Annotated in this window: 19 protein-coding genes; 13 read left to right on the forward strand and 6 right to left on the reverse strand. The window is 53.9% G+C overall.

What is annotated here, in order from left to right:
* Positions 1 to 10: 10 nt before the first annotated feature.
* The 11 genes from KJS42_RS13295 to KJS42_RS13345 all read left to right on the forward strand — a co-directional run bounded on the left by KJS42_RS13295 (position 11) and on the right by KJS42_RS13345 (position 11,200).
* Positions 11 to 1,039 carry an SPFH domain-containing protein gene (locus tag KJS42_RS13295; RefSeq protein WP_213623121.1) on the forward strand — a complete coding sequence of 343 codons (1,029 nt, stop codon included), beginning with the start codon at positions 11 to 13 and terminating at the stop codon, positions 1,037 to 1,039.
* 378 nt (positions 1,040 to 1,417) lie between these two features.
* On the forward strand, positions 1,418 to 2,203 hold the full coding sequence (locus KJS42_RS13300; protein WP_213623122.1) for an ABC transporter ATP-binding protein: 786 nt from the start codon (positions 1,418 to 1,420) through the stop codon (positions 2,201 to 2,203).
* Positions 2,204 to 2,230: 27 nt separating this feature from the next.
* A complete protein-coding gene (locus KJS42_RS13305; RefSeq protein WP_213623123.1) occupies positions 2,231 to 3,085 on the forward strand; it encodes an ABC transporter permease in 855 nt (284 codons plus the stop codon).
* A gap of 76 nt (positions 3,086 to 3,161) precedes the next feature.
* Entirely contained in the window at positions 3,162 to 4,316 is a 1,155-nt protein-coding gene (locus KJS42_RS13310; protein WP_213623124.1) for an ABC transporter substrate-binding protein, read from the forward strand.
* Positions 4,317 to 4,354: 38 nt separating this feature from the next.
* Positions 4,355 to 5,431 carry an LLM class flavin-dependent oxidoreductase gene (locus tag KJS42_RS13315; protein WP_213623125.1) on the forward strand — a complete coding sequence of 359 codons (1,077 nt, stop codon included), beginning with the start codon at positions 4,355 to 4,357 and terminating at the stop codon, positions 5,429 to 5,431.
* Positions 5,432 to 5,459: 28 nt separating this feature from the next.
* Positions 5,460 to 6,077 carry a cysteine hydrolase family protein gene (locus KJS42_RS13320; RefSeq protein ID WP_213623126.1) on the forward strand — a complete coding sequence of 206 codons (618 nt, stop codon included), beginning with the start codon at positions 5,460 to 5,462 and terminating at the stop codon, positions 6,075 to 6,077.
* 5 nt (positions 6,078 to 6,082) lie between these two features.
* The gene (locus tag KJS42_RS13325; RefSeq protein ID WP_213623127.1) at positions 6,083 to 7,393 is read left to right on the forward strand and encodes a zinc-binding metallopeptidase family protein; all 1,311 of its coding nucleotides are present in this window, start codon (positions 6,083 to 6,085) and stop codon (positions 7,391 to 7,393) included.
* Between the two features lie 28 nt (positions 7,394 to 7,421).
* Positions 7,422 to 7,910 carry a flavin reductase family protein gene (locus tag KJS42_RS13330; protein WP_213623128.1) on the forward strand — a complete coding sequence of 163 codons (489 nt, stop codon included), beginning with the start codon at positions 7,422 to 7,424 and terminating at the stop codon, positions 7,908 to 7,910.
* A 2-nt stretch (positions 7,911 to 7,912) separates the two neighbouring features.
* Positions 7,913 to 8,425, forward strand: a complete 513-nt coding sequence (locus KJS42_RS13335) for an NAD(P)H-dependent oxidoreductase (protein WP_193417164.1) — start codon at positions 7,913 to 7,915, stop codon at positions 8,423 to 8,425.
* Positions 8,426 to 8,509: 84 nt separating this feature from the next.
* A complete protein-coding gene (locus KJS42_RS13340) occupies positions 8,510 to 9,601 on the forward strand; it encodes a TetR/AcrR family transcriptional regulator (RefSeq protein ID WP_213623129.1) in 1,092 nt (363 codons plus the stop codon).
* 33 nt (positions 9,602 to 9,634) lie between these two features.
* Positions 9,635 to 11,200, forward strand: a complete 1,566-nt coding sequence (locus tag KJS42_RS13345) for an MFS transporter (protein WP_213623130.1) — start codon at positions 9,635 to 9,637, stop codon at positions 11,198 to 11,200.
* Between the two features lie 84 nt (positions 11,201 to 11,284).
* Here KJS42_RS13345 and mscL read toward each other — a convergent pair whose 3' ends face one another.
* The 3 genes from mscL to KJS42_RS13360 form a co-directional block, all read right to left on the reverse strand.
* The gene (mscL, locus tag KJS42_RS13350; protein ID WP_213623131.1) at positions 11,285 to 11,680 is read right to left on the reverse strand and encodes a large conductance mechanosensitive channel protein MscL; all 396 of its coding nucleotides are present in this window, start codon (positions 11,678 to 11,680) and stop codon (positions 11,285 to 11,287) included.
* Positions 11,681 to 11,954: 274 nt separating this feature from the next.
* A complete protein-coding gene (locus KJS42_RS13355; protein ID WP_213623132.1) occupies positions 11,955 to 12,863 on the reverse strand; it encodes an EamA family transporter in 909 nt (302 codons plus the stop codon).
* A 162-nt stretch (positions 12,864 to 13,025) separates the two neighbouring features.
* Positions 13,026 to 13,937, reverse strand: a complete 912-nt coding sequence (locus KJS42_RS13360; RefSeq protein ID WP_213623133.1) for an AraC family transcriptional regulator — start codon at positions 13,935 to 13,937, stop codon at positions 13,026 to 13,028.
* A 205-nt stretch (positions 13,938 to 14,142) separates the two neighbouring features.
* Between KJS42_RS13360 and KJS42_RS13365 the strand changes: the two genes are divergently transcribed.
* Positions 14,143 to 14,331 (forward strand): hypothetical protein, encoded by a 189-nt coding sequence (locus KJS42_RS13365; RefSeq protein ID WP_155606867.1) that lies wholly within the window; start codon positions 14,143 to 14,145, stop codon positions 14,329 to 14,331.
* A gap of 52 nt (positions 14,332 to 14,383) precedes the next feature.
* Here the strand turns inward: KJS42_RS13365 and KJS42_RS13370 are convergent, their stop codons facing one another.
* Together KJS42_RS13370 and KJS42_RS13375 are read right to left on the reverse strand one after the other, a co-directional pair.
* Positions 14,384 to 15,373 (reverse strand): dimethylarginine dimethylaminohydrolase family protein, encoded by a 990-nt coding sequence (locus tag KJS42_RS13370; protein ID WP_213623134.1) that lies wholly within the window; start codon positions 15,371 to 15,373, stop codon positions 14,384 to 14,386.
* Between the two features lie 120 nt (positions 15,374 to 15,493).
* A complete protein-coding gene (locus tag KJS42_RS13375; protein ID WP_213623135.1) occupies positions 15,494 to 16,087 on the reverse strand; it encodes a hypothetical protein in 594 nt (197 codons plus the stop codon).
* Positions 16,088 to 16,288: 201 nt separating this feature from the next.
* Here KJS42_RS13375 and KJS42_RS13380 point away from each other — a divergent pair, with 201 nt between their 5' ends.
* Complete coding sequence (locus KJS42_RS13380) at positions 16,289 to 16,501, forward strand: DUF378 domain-containing protein (protein ID WP_155606864.1); 213 nt, start codon at positions 16,289 to 16,291, stop codon at positions 16,499 to 16,501.
* A 57-nt stretch (positions 16,502 to 16,558) separates the two neighbouring features.
* Here the strand turns inward: KJS42_RS13380 and KJS42_RS13385 are convergent, their stop codons facing one another.
* Positions 16,559 to 17,227 (reverse strand): SGNH/GDSL hydrolase family protein, encoded by a 669-nt coding sequence (locus KJS42_RS13385; RefSeq protein ID WP_155606863.1) that lies wholly within the window; start codon positions 17,225 to 17,227, stop codon positions 16,559 to 16,561.
* Positions 17,228 to 17,250: the final 23 nt, after the last annotated feature.

Raw genomic sequence — 17,250 nt, forward strand, 5'->3', positions numbered from 1 at the left:
AGGGTAGCCTATGAGTTTTTTCAAGAGCCAATTTGCCAATGTCGTGGAATGGGAAGAGTTCCGGGACGACATGATTTTCTGGAAATGGAATAACCGGGAGATCAAAAAAGGGAGTAAGCTGATCATCCGCTCGGGGCAGGATGCCGTCTTTATCAATAACGGGAAAATCGAGGGGATTTTCAAGGAGGAAGGCGAATATAACGTTGCCTCGGAAATCGTGCCGTTCCTGTCTACGCTGAAAGGGTTTAAGTTCGGCTTCAACAGCGGCATGCGGGTTGAGGTGTTGTTCGTGAACACGAAGGAGTTTACGGTCCGGTGGGGCACGCAAAATCCGGTGTTAATTCCTACGCCCCAGCTCCCCGGCGGGATGCCGATTCGTGCAAACGGTACGTTTAATTTCAAGGTCAATGACTATGTGACGTTAATTGATAAGGTTGCGGGAGTCAAGCAAAGTTATTTGGTGGAGGACGTCAGACTTCGCATTACCTCCGTACTCGACCAATTGCTGATGAAGTGGATTAGCCGAGAGGGCAAAGACATGTTTAATCTGCAGGCCAACGCTGCGGATATCGCGCGGGGCATTCAGGAAGACCTGGATATGCAGGTGATGGACGACGGGCTGGCGATTACGGGATTCCAGGTCATGAGCTTCAGTTATCCGAAGGAAATTCAGGATATGATCACCAAGACGGCGTCGCATGAAATGATCGGCAATCTGCCGAAATACCAGCAGGTCAGCATGACCGACGGCCTCGCCTCGGGCAAGGTGCAGGGCGGCGGGGCCGCTTCGGACATGGCGGGCATGATGATGGGCATGAACCTGGCCAAGGAAATGATGAAGAACCTGAATTCGGAACCAGACCACGGGAAGGATCATTCGCAGCCGCAGTCACCGAACCCAGGGACGAGTCAGCCGCCGCAACCCTCGGCGCCTTCCGCCGCAGGAGCAGGTTCCAAGCGCCCTAATTTCTGCCCGAACTGCGGGGCCAAGAACGATGGCGCGAATTTCTGCCCGAATTGCGGGCAGAAGCTGGCGTAAGGGATTCTGTTCTAACCATTGCTAGCTTCGCGAGTATTCGACAGATGGAAAACAAACACCGTTCACTACCGAAAAGGTAGAACGGTGTTTTTTTTGTTTAGAGTCAGTTGAAACAGGGTTGATTAACTTGTTAATTAACATAACGAAAAAACCGAATTTGGAAGTGAAATTTGATTGAATAACGAAATACATGTCATTATACCTAACATATAAACGTGAATATTGACTATATTCTCAAATGAAATGCCAAAAATAAATTTTTCTTTGTAATATAAGTTGACATAAAAGTTGGGTGGTGCTACTATTTTGAATAACAAATTAAATAGATAGTTAATTATTTTTAATCAACTAATTAAATGCATAGTGTGGTGATGAGGATTGACTTACATCAAGGTGAGCGATGTCAGTAAATGGTTTAAGCGCCGGGGTCATATGACCGAAGCACTGCGGGACATTCATCTGGAGTTGGAACAAGGCACGTTCGTCAGTCTGATCGGTCCAAGCGGATGCGGCAAGTCAACCCTGCTCCGCATCGTAGGCGGACTTGTCGACGTGGATCGGGGCGAGGTTACAATCGGGGGGCTGAGCCCGCTCGACGCGCAGAGCCGGAAGCAATTCGGTTTCGTTCCTCAATCTCCGGCTTTGTTTCCTTGGCGAACCGTCTTGGAGAACATGAATCTTCCGTTTGAGGTGAACGTAAGGGGAACCGCCGCCGTTAAGGTGGTAGAACGGGAAGATCCTGTAGAATTGCTGAAATCCGTCGGGCTTGGCGATTTCGTGAATGCCTACGCGAAGGAATTGTCCGGGGGCATGCAGCAAAGGGTAGGAATCGCCAGGGCGTTCGGCTCCGGAGCGCCTATTCTTCTCATGGATGAACCTTTTTCCGCTTTGGATGAGATCACTCGGGAGAAAATTAGCTATCAATTGCTAGACATCTGGGAGTCGCATCAGAAAACGGTGCTGTTTGTGACGCACAGCTTGAGGGAAGCCGTTTTATTGTCCGACAAGGTGGTGGTGATGTCGGCTAGACCGGGGCGTATAGCGGCGGTAATCGACATTGGCTTGCCAAGGCCGAGACGTGGCCCGATTGAGGACACCGAAGAGTTCCATCGGTATGTTGCCGAGATCCGGGGTTACTTGCGGGATGAATGGAAGTCGAATTGATAGATCTAGAAAGGAAGTGGTTCTGTCATGAGAAGTGCTGCTAGAGAAGGCGTAATCAGGGTCGCTTCGAAGCCGGGGAAACAGAAAGAGGCGTCCGTCCTAAGCAGAGTAAAGTCCCGTGTGGTTTCCTCGCCGTACTTGCCGCCCCTTGCCGCGTTCGTTGCCTTGTTTCTGGCTTGGGAACTTGCGGTGCGCCTGTTCAAGATTCAGCCGGTCACCTTGCCGGCCCCGTCATCGGTGTTATATGAGTTTACAACTTCCATTGGATTTTATTTGCCTCACGCCGGGGTGACGTTATTCGAAGCTTTGGCAGGATTCTTCCTAGGTATGGCGGTCGCGATTGTTGCCGGGATATTTATGGCCCATTCCCCTTTGCTGGAGCGAACCCTGCTGCCGATCGCGGTTCTTGCCAACGTCACGCCGATTATAGCCATTGCCCCTTTGTTTATCCTCTGGTTCGGTTTCGATGCGCTGCCGAAAATACTCATCGCTGCGATTATCACGTTTTTCCCGATGTTGATTAATTCCATCACGGGTTTTCGCTCGATTGATGGAAATCACTTGGAATACATGCAATCTCTACATGCCAGCAAACGGGAAATATTCTTCAAGCTGCGTTTGCCGAATAGCTTGCCGTATCTGTTCTCGGCAGCGAGAACCTGCGTCAGCCTTAGTGTTATGGGGGCTGTAGTAGGGGAATGGAGTGGATCGACGGAAGGTCTCGGCAACGTCATCATGATGTCCAGCAACTATTTGCAGACCGAGCGAATGTTTTCGGCGATCTTTATGCTGGCGATCATGGGAATTCTGTTGACGAACGTCGTGCGGTTTATCGAACGGAAGGTGTTGTTCTGGCACGCGATGGGCGGCGACCGAGACTAATTGAATGAGGCCGGACCAGCCACGGGCTGACCGCATAGATGAGAGATATTGGATAGGGAGATGGAGGAGCATGGAGATGGAGAAAAGCAAAAAAATACCGTTGTTATTGGTACTAATGATGTTGACTGCCATGATGTTGTCGGCCTGCGGTAGTTCTGGCAAGGCGCCAACTCCTGCGGCGAATGCCGCTGCGGATCAAGGAGCCGGAGAACCGTCCAACTCGGTTGAATCGGCAAACGGCTCTGCGGAGGACGGACCTGTCGATTGGGAAGCGAGAAAGAAGCTCAATGAAGCGGCCGGAGAAATTACGTACATCACAGGTTATTATTACGCGGCATCTCCGCCGGATATCGAGGTTGTGATGGCCCAGGAGCTGGGTTATTTCAAGGAGTTGGGACTTAACGTAAAGATCATGCCCGGGCTCGATTCGGAGGGTATGAAGTTCCTGGCGGCAGGTCAGGCGCAAATTGCCAGCGCGGGCACGCCGAGCCTCGTGATCCAATCCGTCTCGAACGGCGCGGACATCAAAGGGATCGCTACGTTCGGCTCCACGGGCACTAGCGCCATTATGGTCATGAGTGATTCCGGCCTGAAGGAGCCCAAGGACCTGGTTGGCAAAATGCTTGGTTACCACGGAGCCATGCCGGCGAACGTCGTCGCGATGTTCAAGAATTCGGGCGTGGACCCGACGGAAGTCAAAGGGGTTTCCGTAGGATACGATCCAACGGTGTTGAGTTCTGGCCAAGTGGACGCATTAACGGTATACAAGTCGAACGAGCCTTATCTGATGCAGCAAATGGGTGTTGAGGTTTCGATTATCGACCCCGGCCAGTTCGGAGCGGAAACCTCCTTTGGCGTCTTGACTGTGAACAACAAGTTCGCCGAGGCACACCCGACAGCGGTGGAAGATTTCCTGAGAGCTGTATCTCGGGCGCACGACTATGCGGTGTCGCATGGCGAGGAAGCCTTAAAGGTGATGGCATCCAAATCCGATTCCGTATACGACTTGCCGACGGAGACGAACCGTTGGTCGGTCGAGAGCAATCTGGTAAGGCAATCCCGTATCCCAGGTCACGGCGTAGCCTGGCAGGCAGAAGAGCAGTGGTCGCGCGAAATCGAGATGTTGTCCTTAGCCGGCGTCATCAAGGAGCAGCTCCCCGTCGATCAAGTGATGAACAATGCCTATATCGATTCGATTTATGACGGTGAAATGTTGATTTGGCCGGAATAAGCCTATGAATTTCATAAAATACAAGGAGTGACGAACCGATGACGACGATCGATTATAACAAAGTGGATTTCGGGGTGTTTTTGCCGGTGACAAACGGAGGCTGGATCATTTCCGAAACCTCCCCGCGATTGGACGGGAGTTATGCCATCAATAGGAAAGCGGCGGTCATCGCCGAGGATTTGGGTTTGGATTTCATCATGTCGATGGCGAAATGGAAAGGATACGGCGGTACGACCAACCATTGGGGGACGTCCCTGGAATCGATGACGATGATGGCCGGGCTGTCGGAAGCGACGACCCGGGTGAAAATCTATGCGACGGTGCATACGCTCCTGTTCAATCCAGCGGTAGCTGCCAAAATGTTTGCCACATTGGATCAAATCAGCGGCGGACGGGTTGGCATGAACGTCGTTTCCGGTTCTTTCGCCGGGGAATTTCAGCAAATGGGCATGTGGCCGGAGGAGCTGAGCCACGATCAGCGCTACGATTTGGCGAAGGAATGGATGCAGGTCGTGAAGCGGCTGTGGAGCGAGGAGAAGGTCACCCATCAGGGACAATACTTCCACCTGGAAGAATGCGAGTCCTTGCCAAAGCCGCTGCAAAAGCCGAGACCGGAAATCATTTGTGCCGGCCAATCGGAGAAAGGCATGGGCTTTACGATTGACGAAGGGGATGCTTGCTTTATCGGCGGCCGGGACTTGGAAGAACTCGCCGCAGTAAGCAAACGCGCTAAGGAGATGGCGGCCGAACGCAACAAGACGATCAAAACCTACGCGATGTTTACCATTGTGCCCGGGGATACGGACGAGCACGCGGAGGAGCGAATCAAAACGTACCAGGAAGGGGCGGATTTCGGCGCGATCAAAGGAATGCTCCGCAGCTATGGTCTTGAGCCCGACGGTCGGGAGAATTCGATGGTGCACCGTGCCAAGAGCGCCTTCATGACGGAGACGATCGCGGGCAGCGTGGACACGATCCAAGGCAGAATCCAGGAAATCATCGAGACAACGAACATCGACGGAATGATGTTGACCTTCCCCGACTACGTGGAAGACCTGACGATCTTCGGCAAAGAGGTGCTGCCGAGACTGAGAGGAACCTTCGCCGTCAAATAGGCAAGGCTTTAGAAAGGATGGATGCGCAATGGGGATGGGGCTGAATGATCATGCGGCTTTGTTGATTGTGGACGTGCAGCGGGATTTCTGCGGGACGGACGGAAAAATGGCGGACTTTGGCGCCGATTTGTCATCAGTTGACCCTGCCGTCGATCGCATCGAGGAACTCATTCAGGGTGCGCATGATCATCGGGTTCCGGTCATCTTCATCCGTCTGGTTACGGATGCGGAGACCGATTCCCGGGCCATGAAAGCTTGGTATGCGCTGCAGGGGTTCGATCCGGAGGAAGCGGTTGCGGTTTGCCGGCGGGGGACCCCTGGCAGCGAGGATTACCGGATCGCTCCCGGCCCCGGGGATTATGCGGTCGAGAAACAGCGTTACAGCGCTTTTGTGGGCACTCGCCTAGAGTTGCTGCTGCAGCAGCTGGACGTTCACAAGCTGGTGGTTACAGGCGTCACGACCGAATGCTGCGTGGACTCCACGATTCGGGACGGATTCATGAAAGACTATGGGATCTTCGTCGTTGAGGACGCCTGCGCGGCGTATGATCAGAACATGCATGACATGTCCATCCGAATTCTGGGGATGAATTTCGCAACCGTGCTTTCCGCGGAGCAGGTTCTCTCCGATTGGAAGGGGGCGTAGGTAGAATGAGCCTATTGAAAGGGCAAACATTGACAGACCACGATCGTGAGGTTATGCAGCTCATCCGCAGCCACATCGACGGAGAAGAACTAACCCGGCTCCTGCTGGAGCTTGGCAATATCCGCAGCCTTGCGGGTTATGAGAAGGAAGCGGGAGATTATGTATACAACTGGTTAAAGGAGGAAGGTTTCAATCCGCGTAAAGCGGGGATGGTCGAGAATCGCTTTAACGTGATTGGGACTTTCGGCGGAGCGGCGCCGGGAGAAGGCAAAAACCTGTTGCTCACCAGTCATTTGGATACGGAAGCCCCGCAATATAACGAACGCGATCAGTGGCGTTACCGGCCGGAAACTGTGGAACGCCCGGAATGGCTGGAGGCAAAGTTCGAAGACGGCGTGTTCTCGGGCAGGCCGGTCGAGAACGATCGCGGGCCGATGACCTGCACGCTAATGGCTGCCAAAGCGTTGAAAAAAGCAGGGCTCTCTCTCAAAGGACGCTTGTACATCACGGCTTGTCCGGGGGAGATCGGCCCCGAGCAGGTGGAGGAATTCCGCGGTAGCGAGTTTCTGGGGAAAGAGATCGGGGCCCAGTATTTGTTGTCTCATGGCGGCGTTGCCCCAGATTACGCGATTGCGGCGGAAGGTACCGACTTCGGCATGACTTGGATGTCTTGTGGTCATGCGCTCTACCGGATTGATCTATACGGCGAAGAAGTGTTTACGCCGCTATTGGAGCATTCTTCGGAGCTGGTAAGGCATCCGAATCCGCTGGTGAAGGCGGCGGTGCTGATCGGTAAAATCCAGGAGTGGGCGATGGCTTACGAGAAGGAGAACACCTACAGCGCGAACGGAGGGACCTCGGTCCCGAAAGCGCAAATCTCCGCGATCCGTGGCGGCGACCCTCATATTATGGGGGCTGGCAGCGAGGTTTGTTCAATCTATATCGAAGTCAATCTCACGGCAAAGCAATCGATCGGGCCGATTCAGCGAGGGCTGGAACGACTCCTTCATGAGGCTAACCTGCTGGGCCAAGTTCTGCCCCTTGTGTATCGGCAAGGGTACGAGGCGAATGATGAGGAGATTGCCCCATTGGCCGAAGCCATCGAGGCGGGGAGCCAAGCCGCCGGCCGTGGCCGGTTACCGATTGCGCATCCAGCCTACTCCAGTATGTGGCGGGACCATAATGTGTTCAACATGTACGGTATCCCGTCGGCCACCTTCGGTCCTGCTCGATTTAGACCGACGCTTGACGATATGGTGGACGCGGCGGCGATTTATGCCTTTACCGCATGGAAAATATGTAACGGGCCGAGTTAAAGCGGCCCGGTGAACGGAGGAAGCGAAAATGGATCCGATGGTTTGGAGAAATACGATGGGGCAATTTGCCACGGGGGTCACGGTCATCACGACGTTGGACCAAGAGGGGAATCCGCTGGGCATGACGGCAAACGCTTTTACTTCCTTGTCGCTTGACCCACCGATGGTGTTGATCTGCGTTGACCGCCATAGCGCCACACTAACGGAGTTGGCGGCAACGGGGAAGTATTGCGTGAATATCCTGGAGAAATCCCAGGAATCGATTTCCCGGCAATTCGCCAAGAAAGGCGGTAACGAGAAGTTTTTGGGGATTGCCTATCATGCCGGGGAGACCGGCCTGCCGGTGCTGGAAGGCTGCTTGACGAGCGTGGAATGCGTTGTCGAGGACGTGCTGGAAGGCGGGGATCATTTGGTCCTGCTGGGCCGGGGACTCCATATCCATACCCCGGAAGGGGCGGCGGAACCGCTGCTATTTTATCGCGGGAAATATGCGGCATTGGATAAGGCGGGTGCGTAACCATGCAAATCACGACGATTGTAGGCAATCCGAAGCCGCGCTCGAAAACCTTTGCTTTCGCCGAACAAACGGCCGAGCTGCTTCGTGATATACTTAAGCGGCATATTTCCACAGAGGTGACGCATGAAGTCATCGATTTGGCGGAATATGCATCTGCTCTAGTACAATGGGATCAGGAGACGATCCAATCGCTGCAAGCCCGAGTGGAAGCGTCCACTTATCTTGTAGTGGCAAGCCCTACGTACAAAGCGACCTACACCGGGCTGCTTAAACTATTCATGGACTTGCTCCCAATGAACGCCCTGTCGGGGAAACTGGCTTATCCGCTGATGGTCGGGGCGGGGTATCAGCATCAATTGGCGGTCGAGCTTCACTTGAAGCCTTTACTTGCGGAATTGGGAGCGATTTGTCCGGGGCGAGGACTGTATGTCCTCGATACCGAGGGGGATCGCGGCCGCAATGCGATCGAGGAATGGATAAGGAGTACTGAGCCTGTCATGAAATCCCTGCTGTAAGCTTTCTTCGGAGGAGTATTCTTGACGGAAGCGCCCAGTAGCTCCAGCTCGAATATTCTTCCAAGTTAGAAAGGTGGACATGATATGTCTCAAATGACGAAATCGGATGAGCAGAAGACCAACGTGCAGGAACGGATTCTAAACTGTGCGGAGGAGCTGTTTGCAAACAGCAGTTACTCCGCAACGCGCATCAGCGATATCGCCGCGAAGGCCGGAGTCAACCAGGCACTCGTACACTACTATTTCGACACCAAAGAGAAGTTGTACCAGGCTGTGTTGATGCGCCTGTTTAGCCAATGGGAAAGCTATGTTGAAGGACAATCGTGGGAGAACGTTCATCCGGAACTTGTCTTGAAACAATATATCAAGACGCATTTTGACATTAAATGCAAAATTCCAAATTTGTATAAAATCTTTCATAAAGAATCCCTGGAGGGTGGAAAACTGTTCGACCGGTATGCTTCCTCCAAGTGGTTTCAGGACTTCTTCGACAAGAACGAAATGTTCAAGGAGTGGAAGCGGGCCGGTATCCTCAATCCGCACGTTAACGTTCAGGTCGTTCTGTTTTGTCTCTGGGGGATGATGAATCAATTCTATTATCGCGATACGGATTCCCTTGCGATGATTACGGGATATACGGGTACGAAGGAAGAACTGCAGGAAGTCATTGCCGATCAAATGATCGGAATCGCGCAGCACGGCCTGCTGATGCACAATCCGGTCAAGGAGGAAAATGGCGCCTCCGACGGGAAGGGCCGCAATATTTGCGTATTCTTCGATCCAGCCGCCGGCGAGGCGGAACAGGATGGAGAGCTTTCCGCCATCCTTGAGGCGATGCAGGGATGGAATGGTTGTTCCGTAAACGTTATCCGCAGCTTGGAGGGATGGCGGGACCGGGATGGGAGTGAGGATTTTCTCTTTGTGGCGGTTTCCAGCAAATACGGCGAGTTATCGGAAGATATCGTACATTTGCTGCGCTATTGGGAGACCAACTCCGGGGCCATTGCCGACCGGTTCGTGGGGATCTGGACGAAGAGGGAAGGGGCGGCATCCGATGCCGTGCAGCGAGTGCTGGAGGAACAGATCAATCGTTATGGAGGTTTTGCGGTATCGCGAATTTCGGAACATACCGTGCACGGTTATCTGAACCGCTGCGCGAAAATGGCCGGCATTTGACGTACCTAGCGTAATGAAGCGGGTGATGGCGGAATGGAAAGCAGATTTGGGGGGCTTACGGCCAGGCGGTTTCATTGGCTGTTTGCCGGACTCCTGTTAAGCATACTTTTAACGCAATTGGATCAAACGATCGTTTCTACCGCATTGCCGACGATTGTGACTCAATTGGAAGGATTTACTCAGATGTCCTGGGTATTTACGATATACATGCTGACTTCGACTGCGATGACTCCCATCGCCGGCAAACTATCCGACCTATACGGACGAAAGGTGTTCCTGGTGTTGGGGTTGACGATATTCGTGATCGGGTCCGTGCTTTGCGGGTCGGCCCAGTCGATGCTGCAGCTCATCATTTTCCGCGGCATTAAAGGAATCGGTGCAGGGCTTCTGATGCCGATCACCTTCACGGTGGTCTTCAGCCTGATGCCGCGAAACGGCAACAGCGTATACCAGACTCTATACATGAGCGTGTTCGCCCTCTCCTCGGTGATCGGGCCGACGGTCGGCGCGCTGATTACGTCGCTGTTGAGTTGGAGATATATATTCTACATCAATCTGCCGCTGGGACTGGTCATCTTCGTGATTATATTGAAGCTGCTCCCTCGAAACGCGGCAACGCCGAAGCCGGACGCATCGATCGGTTATGTCGGTCCCGGTTTGCTGATTCTGGGTACTCTATCGTTGCTGCTCGCCTTGAAGACGGGCGGCGTACAATATGCTTGGAGCTCCCTGCCAATCCTCGGCTTGCTAATCGTCGGAGGAATCGCCACGGCGTGGTTCGTCCTTAGTCAATTACGAGAGAAGGAGCCGGTTATTCCTTTTCGCTTGTTCCGAAACCGAGTGATGGCGAGCACCTATGTCGCGACCCTAATGCAGGGAATCATGATGTACGGGGCGCTGGTGTATATTCCGTTATTCGTGCAGGGCAGTCTAGGTGGCGGCGTGACCGGGACGGGCGGCGCATTAACCCCGCTCATGTTATGCGTCATGTTTGGTGCAACTTTGTGCGGAGCGCTCATTCAACGCTTCACTTGGCGCTTTAATATCGCTTTGTCAATGTTGTTGTCAGGTACAGGATTCCTGATGATGATTTTCCTCCCGGTTAACGTGAGCTATGTCGTCTTATGCCTGGTGATGATGCTCATCGGCCTCGGCATCGGCATGATGATGATGGTGGGGCAAACCGCGGTCAGCATGGGGGTAGACGATTCGGTTAGAGGAGCCGCGACTTCGTCCGTTAGTTTCTTTCGCTCCATCGGCGGCGTTTTCGGCACAGCGGTACTAACCTCTCTAATCAATGCGAGGCTGTCCGTCCTGTTGGAGCGCCACTCGGGGGATTTGTCGGGAGTGGCTGGCGAGCTGGGGGTCGTCACCGACCCGTTGGCCGCATTGAACTCCCATGCCGGTTTACCGGCGGAGCAACTGGAGTTGATGCGTCAAATGCTGGGGGATGCCGTGCAATATGGTTTCTGGTTCATGGCAGGCGCAGCCGCGATCGGCTTCATCGCGGCGTTTTGGGCGGGGTCGTCAAGGCAAGAGGTTTTGCCTCCGCCGCTGGAAGCAGCGCCGGCCAAAGCTGACGCGATAACCATCCGTTAGCCAAGTTGCAAGAATCCGTCATTCGAAGAAAGCCCGAGCCGCAACGCTTCAGTTGCGGCTCGGGCTTTGATGCTTCGGTTGGAGTTACTTCTCCTCCAATGCTCTTTGCTTCAGCAAATCGCGGATTTCGGCCAGCAGCTCTTCCTCTTTGGAAGGGGCGGGTGGGGCTTCAGTCTTTGGCTCCTCTTTCTCTTTGCGTTTCAGTTTGTTAATTCCCTTGACGAACAGGAAGATGGAGAAGGAGACGATAAAGAAGTCGATGACGGTTTGCAGAAAAGCACCATATTTCAGTATGGTGTCGCCATATTGAAACTGCATCTCTTTCAGATCGATGCCGCCAACCAACAAACCGACGACGGGCATCAGGATATCGTTGACCAAAGAGGTCACAATCCCTCCGAAGGCTGCGCCGATAATCACCCCGATGGCGAGATCAAGCACATTTCCTTTGAGCGCAAAGGCTCTGAATTCTTTCCACATGATGGGTACCTCGCTTTCGGCATATTAGTAGCAGTATAACATGAGTGAGCCTAGGGTAGTCCATCGTGAGGAAATGTCATGAGCCGGGCTTGTCTAACGGACACCAGAGACGCTAATGGGAGGCGAGCGGATGCATCGTGACCGTAACGGACGGAGAGGACGCTATTTCCAGAAAATCACCGTGACATGCAGCTCCGCAGGCCGTATAAGACCCGTGGAGTCCGTTACGCTGGGAAATACCCGGGAAATAGGCCAATAAGATCATTACGGTCCGTTACAGCTCGTCCGCCAAGCCGAGCAGCGCAATCCCCGCCAGAACAAGCACAACGACGGCGTATTGCAGCCGGCTGAGCCGTTCCTTGAGGAACAGGCGGGACAAAATTACCGAGAATACGCTGTACGAAGCGATCAGCGGCGCGGCCACGATGGCATTGCTAGCCATGGCGAATACGTAGAAGAACTGGCCCGCCGTCTCGAAGATCGCGGCAACGCCTTTGACGCGCTCTCCCCAGAAGTTGAACCGTTGTTTTTTGACCGCGACCAAATAGAGAAAGACGACCGCAGCGCACAGGAAGAAGGTGAACTCATAAGCCAGCAGCGCGGCGTCCTCTCCGATCAGCTTCAGCTCGTCCAAATAAATCCCGTCGGCAAACGTACCTAATCCGTCAAGCAGACAGTAGAGCAGCGGAAAGGTAATCGCCATTACGCCGATTTGATATTTCGCATCGATACGCTCTGTTCCCGATTTGAGAGCGACCCTTTCGCCCTGCTTCTCCAGAACCGCCAGCCCCACTACGCCGAGGGTGATGATCGTTACCCCCGCAATTTCGACCCAGCCGAGGTCATGGGGAAAGAACAGATACAGCAGGATCGCCGTCACGGCCCCGGACGAGTTCTGCACTGGCGAAGCGATGGAAAGCTCGATGTACCGGAGCCCGAAATAACCGATCGCCATCGATAGGATATACAGCGCGGAGACCGGCAAGTACCGGATCATATCCATCGGATCAAAGGAAAGCCCCTTAATCATCAGGTAAGCCGTACCGTGAATCCCCATCACGAGTCCAACCATCACCACGATTTTCAGATGACTGTATCGATCGTGGCTGTCGCTGCCTTTTTTATAGAAAAGATCTGCGCCCCCCCACGCCAAAGACGTAAGTAGTGCGAATAAAAACCACATGTCGTTGCTCCTTCCGTGTAAATGGCAATCTTTTTGATTATACAAAACAGAACGCCGGGAATGTCTATGACAAAATTTACCGGAGGGAAAATCGCCAAGCTCGGAAATAAAGCGAAAAAATCCCCCTCTGCCCATAAAGAGAGCCAAGGGGGATTACAGCCTTTATCCTTCGATCTTCACCACCGGCGTGCACAAGAATGTTAATTGCAGTTCCGGCGGGACGCACTGGTTCTGATACCACTCGTAGTTCGGCCGCGTAGGATCGGCCCTCCAGCCGCTGTCCGGGAGCCATTCCTGGATCCAGCGATCCCAGGTCGGGCCGATTTCTTCGGACGAGCCGAAGTGGACCGTCACCGCGTACAAGCCTGCCGGAATCACGTATTCCATCAACCCATAGTTGGCTTCATTCTGAAAGTCTGCGCCCACGGCGATGGCGGCATAAGACCGTTTCTCCGGCATCGGGATATGGTCTGCATGGTCAGGAAATACCGACATCCATTCTTGGGCTTGCGGGTACAGTTGATGCTCTTTCAAGACGGCGTGGAGCTTCTCCCAGGCTTTGGGCAGTCCCCAATAATCTCCTACGTTCTCCACACCCACAATTCGTTTGGCGTCAAAAGCGACGATTTTCGTTTCCAATCGATTCACTCCTTCAGGATTGAGGTAGAACCAATGGGACGGCTGGCTTTCGTTGTAATGCAGGCCGACGGAAGAGAATACGGCGCCTTCCCAACTCGGCAGTTTCCGGGCATCGGTCGGAGTCAGTCCGAAGATGCGCTTGAACGCCTTGGTGAACGCTTCCGGCGTTTCATATCCGGAGTCTAGCGCGATATCCAGGATCCCCCTATCGGTATTCCGCAGGAGGTGCATCGCCCTTTCCATACGCAGCCGCTTTAGGCATTCATGTACGTTCTCTCCGGTCAACTCGCGAAACTTCCGGTGGAAATGATACGGCGACGAATGGAGCTCTTTGGAGATTTGCCGGAAGTTCAGCGGCTCATCCAAGGCACCTAGAATGCGCATGATCGCTTCTTCAACTTTTCGATGCCAGTCGATCTTGGTATTGGTTCTCATAACAACCTCATCTTAATCCCCGAAGGGAGGTTTTGACCTGTTCGCGGTTGCGTTTTTGTGGGGTAACCCGCGGATCCCTTTCTATTTTCGACTCGGTTGACGCCGGTACCTCCCATGCGAAAATGCAAACGCTCTCTAGTTATGTTAAAATGCTTCTAATATGAAATCATAGGTTCGATTATTAAGAGAGCGGGAGTGTCGCTGAATGAGAGGATATAACTTGTGGCGTCCGATATTTTTGATTTTAATCGCGCTGCTGACGAATGGCCTGGTCACCAACCTTTGCATCTTGTTTGGAATGACGCCTGAAGCTGCGGGGAACATCGGGTTTGTGGCGATGATGCTTGCCGCCTTGATTGTGTATACCCGGTTCGCGAAGAACCGCCGTAAGTAGGTAAGGAAGAGACGCGCCCTGCGTCTCTTTTTTTGTTTATCCCCGTCTCGATTTATAGCAGGGGTTCCCGAATCAGCGGCAGAGTACAGCAGTGGATGCCGCCGCCCAACTTGGCGATTTCAGTGATCTCGACGGGGATGACCTGAACGCCTTGGCTGGAGAGCAGGTCGATTGTATGCTTCCCGTCCGCGGAGAACAGCACTTTCCCGGGGGCCAACGCTAAACCGTTGATGGTTAAGGTCGGATCGCGGGGATCCACGTGCAGCAGCTCGAAACCGCGTCGATGCAGTTCGTCCAGGAACCAATACGGGAGCAACGCGATATTCACCAGTGCTTTGCGGCGATCGACCACCAGAAACGCCTCGTCCAGATGGATGATCGAGGCGGGGAGGTCGATGACGATGAGGTCGATCTGCTGTAGCGAAAGAAGATGACGCACCTGATCAATTCCCTCGGTATTCACCCGTTCCGACCGGCCAAGGACCGCCGTTTGCGGGTCCAGCATGATAAAGCTGCCGCCCTCGGCAAAGCCGTTGCCTTGAATCATGCCGAGGATCGGTACGCCGGCCGCACCGAGGGTACGGGCGGCCAGCGGAGTTTCCCCATATCGGACGTATAACGCAAGGCGAGACAAAATAACGCCCCCGGGAATGACCATCCCTAAGTCGCGGGTATACATCGTTTCCGGCCAGGGCTTGTCCGGCTTACCCAGCCAGAGGATACGAACGCCCTCCTTCTCCAGGGCGGCGACCAACGCTTGATGCTGGGCTTGCAATCGCTTGAGCTTTGGGGCTGCGGTGCCGTTGTTTTTGCTAAGCTTCCCCCGGATATGTTGAAGCAGAACGGGGCCGGATTCAATCGCGCCGGCCGAGTCATGCAGCTGCAATACCTCCTCACCCGGTGCGTGCATGAGCACCAGGCGAATCGGGCCGATCGGATTCTCGGTGCCCCAGCGGGATTTCCAGACCGCCTCCAGGAGTTCCGGATCATGAAACGGCGTATCGACCATTTTTCGCGATAAATAAGGGTAAGAAGACGACATGCGGGTGCTCCTTTCCGAATCTGGGGATAAGGGATCGTCCATGATAGCCCTTAATGCCATCCTTCCCATTGAATCCCGCGACAAAACAGGCAGCCTCCCAAGGGAAGACTGCCTTACCGTTTAGACCATCAAGGCTTTGATGCCGTTAAACAAGGGAATAATCGATTTGATGGCGTTGTAGCCCATTTTCATCAAGGGCATGTATTTCTGCACCTTTTGCACCATGCCGAAAATTCCCGCCCGGCGAGGCCTTTCCGGCGATTCGCCTTCCGGAGCCTGCCCCTCCGGTCCGCCGGAACTTCCGCTTGGGCCGCCAAAGCCGGTGAATCCTGGTCTTCCCGGCCCCGGGCCTCCAGCAAAGCCATAGGCCCCCGGTCTTCCCGGATTTCCGTTAAAGGAGCCGTAACCTAACCCCGGCCCACCGCCAAAGCCCCAGCCAGCAAACGGGGGCCGGATGCCGGCACTTGAACCGGGATATCCGGGTATACCTCCGCCGAATAGCGGCTGGAAGGCCGATACCCGGGCTTTTTTGCTGCGTGCTGCCGCCTTTTTCTTCGACTTCTTCTTGCCGCGCGGGGGCACGGAGAGGAGCAGGCCGCTCGAATCCAGCCCGGCGATCCATCCGATATAAGAACGCCCATCGTGCATAAGAACGCGAACCGGCTGGCCTTTCAGCTGCTTCGCTCGATTGCGAATGTTTGCCGAACTTGCCATGCTAGGATCACCTCAGTATTTGAGATTTTTTCGGGTAGACGTTTTGCTCGATATATCTTACTCGGATTTTGGCGCGCTGCCTGTGCTTGTTCCTTAGTTTTTTGGACGATTTGTGATATTTGCCGGGGCCTGCATAAATTTTGGGCAACATGGAAATTTAACTAATGAATAAAAATTTTTCGACCGAGGAGTTGGCCCGGAATGAAAACGTTGAACGTTGTAGCGCTCACTTTACTGATTGTGGGCGGGTTAAACTGGCTACTGGTAGGGCTCTTTCAATACGACTTGGTGGCAAGCATTTTTGGCGGCCAAGACGCGACCCTATCGCGAGTAATCTATACCATCGTTGGCATTTGCGCCATCTACGCGTTTAAATTCTTCAACGACGTCACGGAAGACGAAGTCGCCAGATAGGCCGGAGAGTCCGTGCGGGTATGCAACAAGTCCGGGATGCGGAATGCGCGTCCCGGTTTATTTTTTTTTCGAAGAGACGTTTGATTTGGGAAAAAGATAGGGCGAAAGCCCGTTCGCAATGACCCGGTGGCCTCGGTCGTTTGGATGAATCGGAAGCGTCCCGCCAAGGATGTCCTCCAGTTGCCCTTCCCGGTAACCATCGATCAGCTCCGCCTGTTTCCCCTCGAACCACTTATGCGCCGGGGCGATTTTGGCGTCGTATGCGGCGGCGATGCCTTGGGTCGTTTGGTTCAGGCGGCCGATCCACTCAACCGCAATCGAGCTGTTCGGAAACGGATTGTACTGCGTGCAGCATACGATCCGGGCTGAACTGGTCTTCCGGATTTGCCCCAGGATGGCGTTCAGATTCCGGCGAAACTGCACGAGCATTGCCATATTCGGAAACGGACCGCCATTCACAAGCGGAGTAATGGCCGCATTCGCCAAGTCCACGCCGCCGATCCAGACCGAGACGACGGAAGAGCGCTTGATCATCTCCGAGCCCTGCCACAGGACGGCATCCAGTAAATTGCTGCTGGTCCAACCGGACCGAGCTAATACATAACCCTTAATGGTACGGGGGTTTGAACGATTATAAGCCGTTACGGTTAAATGAGGATATGCCAACTTCGGCGAGGAAGCATTGTCGCCAAACGTAATGGAATCCCCCAGCGCGGTGTATATCATCTGCAGGTCACCCACCCAAGATA

The sequence above is a fragment of the Paenibacillus sp. J53TS2 genome (genome assembly GCF_018403305.1).
Taxonomy (GTDB): domain Bacteria; phylum Bacillota; class Bacilli; order Paenibacillales; family Paenibacillaceae; genus Fontibacillus; species Fontibacillus rhizolycopersici.

Excerpts from the sequence above, each read along its gene's own strand:
- KJS42_RS13295 (WP_213623121.1), top strand. The coding sequence starts at position 11 with ATGAGTTTTTTCAAGAGCCAATTTGCCAATGTCGTGGAATGGGAAGAG.
- KJS42_RS13305 (WP_213623123.1), top strand. The coding sequence starts at position 2,231 with ATGAGAAGTGCTGCTAGAGAAGGCGTAATCAGGGTCGCTTCGAAGCCG.
- KJS42_RS13310 (WP_213623124.1), top strand. The coding sequence starts at position 3,162 with ATGGAGAAAAGCAAAAAAATACCGTTGTTATTGGTACTAATGATGTTG.
- KJS42_RS13315 (WP_213623125.1), top strand. The coding sequence starts at position 4,355 with ATGACGACGATCGATTATAACAAAGTGGATTTCGGGGTGTTTTTGCCG.
- KJS42_RS13320 (WP_213623126.1), top strand. The coding sequence starts at position 5,460 with ATGGGGATGGGGCTGAATGATCATGCGGCTTTGTTGATTGTGGACGTG.
- KJS42_RS13325 (WP_213623127.1), top strand. The coding sequence starts at position 6,083 with ATGAGCCTATTGAAAGGGCAAACATTGACAGACCACGATCGTGAGGTT.
- KJS42_RS13330 (WP_213623128.1), top strand. The coding sequence starts at position 7,422 with ATGGATCCGATGGTTTGGAGAAATACGATGGGGCAATTTGCCACGGGG.
- KJS42_RS13335 (WP_193417164.1), top strand. The coding sequence starts at position 7,913 with ATGCAAATCACGACGATTGTAGGCAATCCGAAGCCGCGCTCGAAAACC.
- KJS42_RS13340 (WP_213623129.1), top strand. The coding sequence starts at position 8,510 with ATGTCTCAAATGACGAAATCGGATGAGCAGAAGACCAACGTGCAGGAA.
- KJS42_RS13345 (WP_213623130.1), top strand. The coding sequence starts at position 9,635 with ATGGAAAGCAGATTTGGGGGGCTTACGGCCAGGCGGTTTCATTGGCTG.
- mscL (WP_213623131.1), bottom strand. The coding sequence starts at position 11,680 with ATGTGGAAAGAATTCAGAGCCTTTGCGCTCAAAGGAAATGTGCTTGAT.
- KJS42_RS13355 (WP_213623132.1), bottom strand. The coding sequence starts at position 12,863 with ATGTGGTTTTTATTCGCACTACTTACGTCTTTGGCGTGGGGGGGCGCA.
- KJS42_RS13360 (WP_213623133.1), bottom strand. The coding sequence starts at position 13,937 with ATGAGAACCAATACCAAGATCGACTGGCATCGAAAAGTTGAAGAAGCG.
- KJS42_RS13365 (WP_155606867.1), top strand. The coding sequence starts at position 14,143 with ATGAGAGGATATAACTTGTGGCGTCCGATATTTTTGATTTTAATCGCG.
- KJS42_RS13370 (WP_213623134.1), bottom strand. The coding sequence starts at position 15,373 with ATGTCGTCTTCTTACCCTTATTTATCGCGAAAAATGGTCGATACGCCG.
- KJS42_RS13375 (WP_213623135.1), bottom strand. The coding sequence starts at position 16,087 with ATGGCAAGTTCGGCAAACATTCGCAATCGAGCGAAGCAGCTGAAAGGC.
- KJS42_RS13380 (WP_155606864.1), top strand. The coding sequence starts at position 16,289 with ATGAAAACGTTGAACGTTGTAGCGCTCACTTTACTGATTGTGGGCGGG.
- KJS42_RS13385 (WP_155606863.1), bottom strand. The coding sequence starts at position 17,227 with ATGATATACACCGCGCTGGGGGATTCCATTACGTTTGGCGACAATGCT.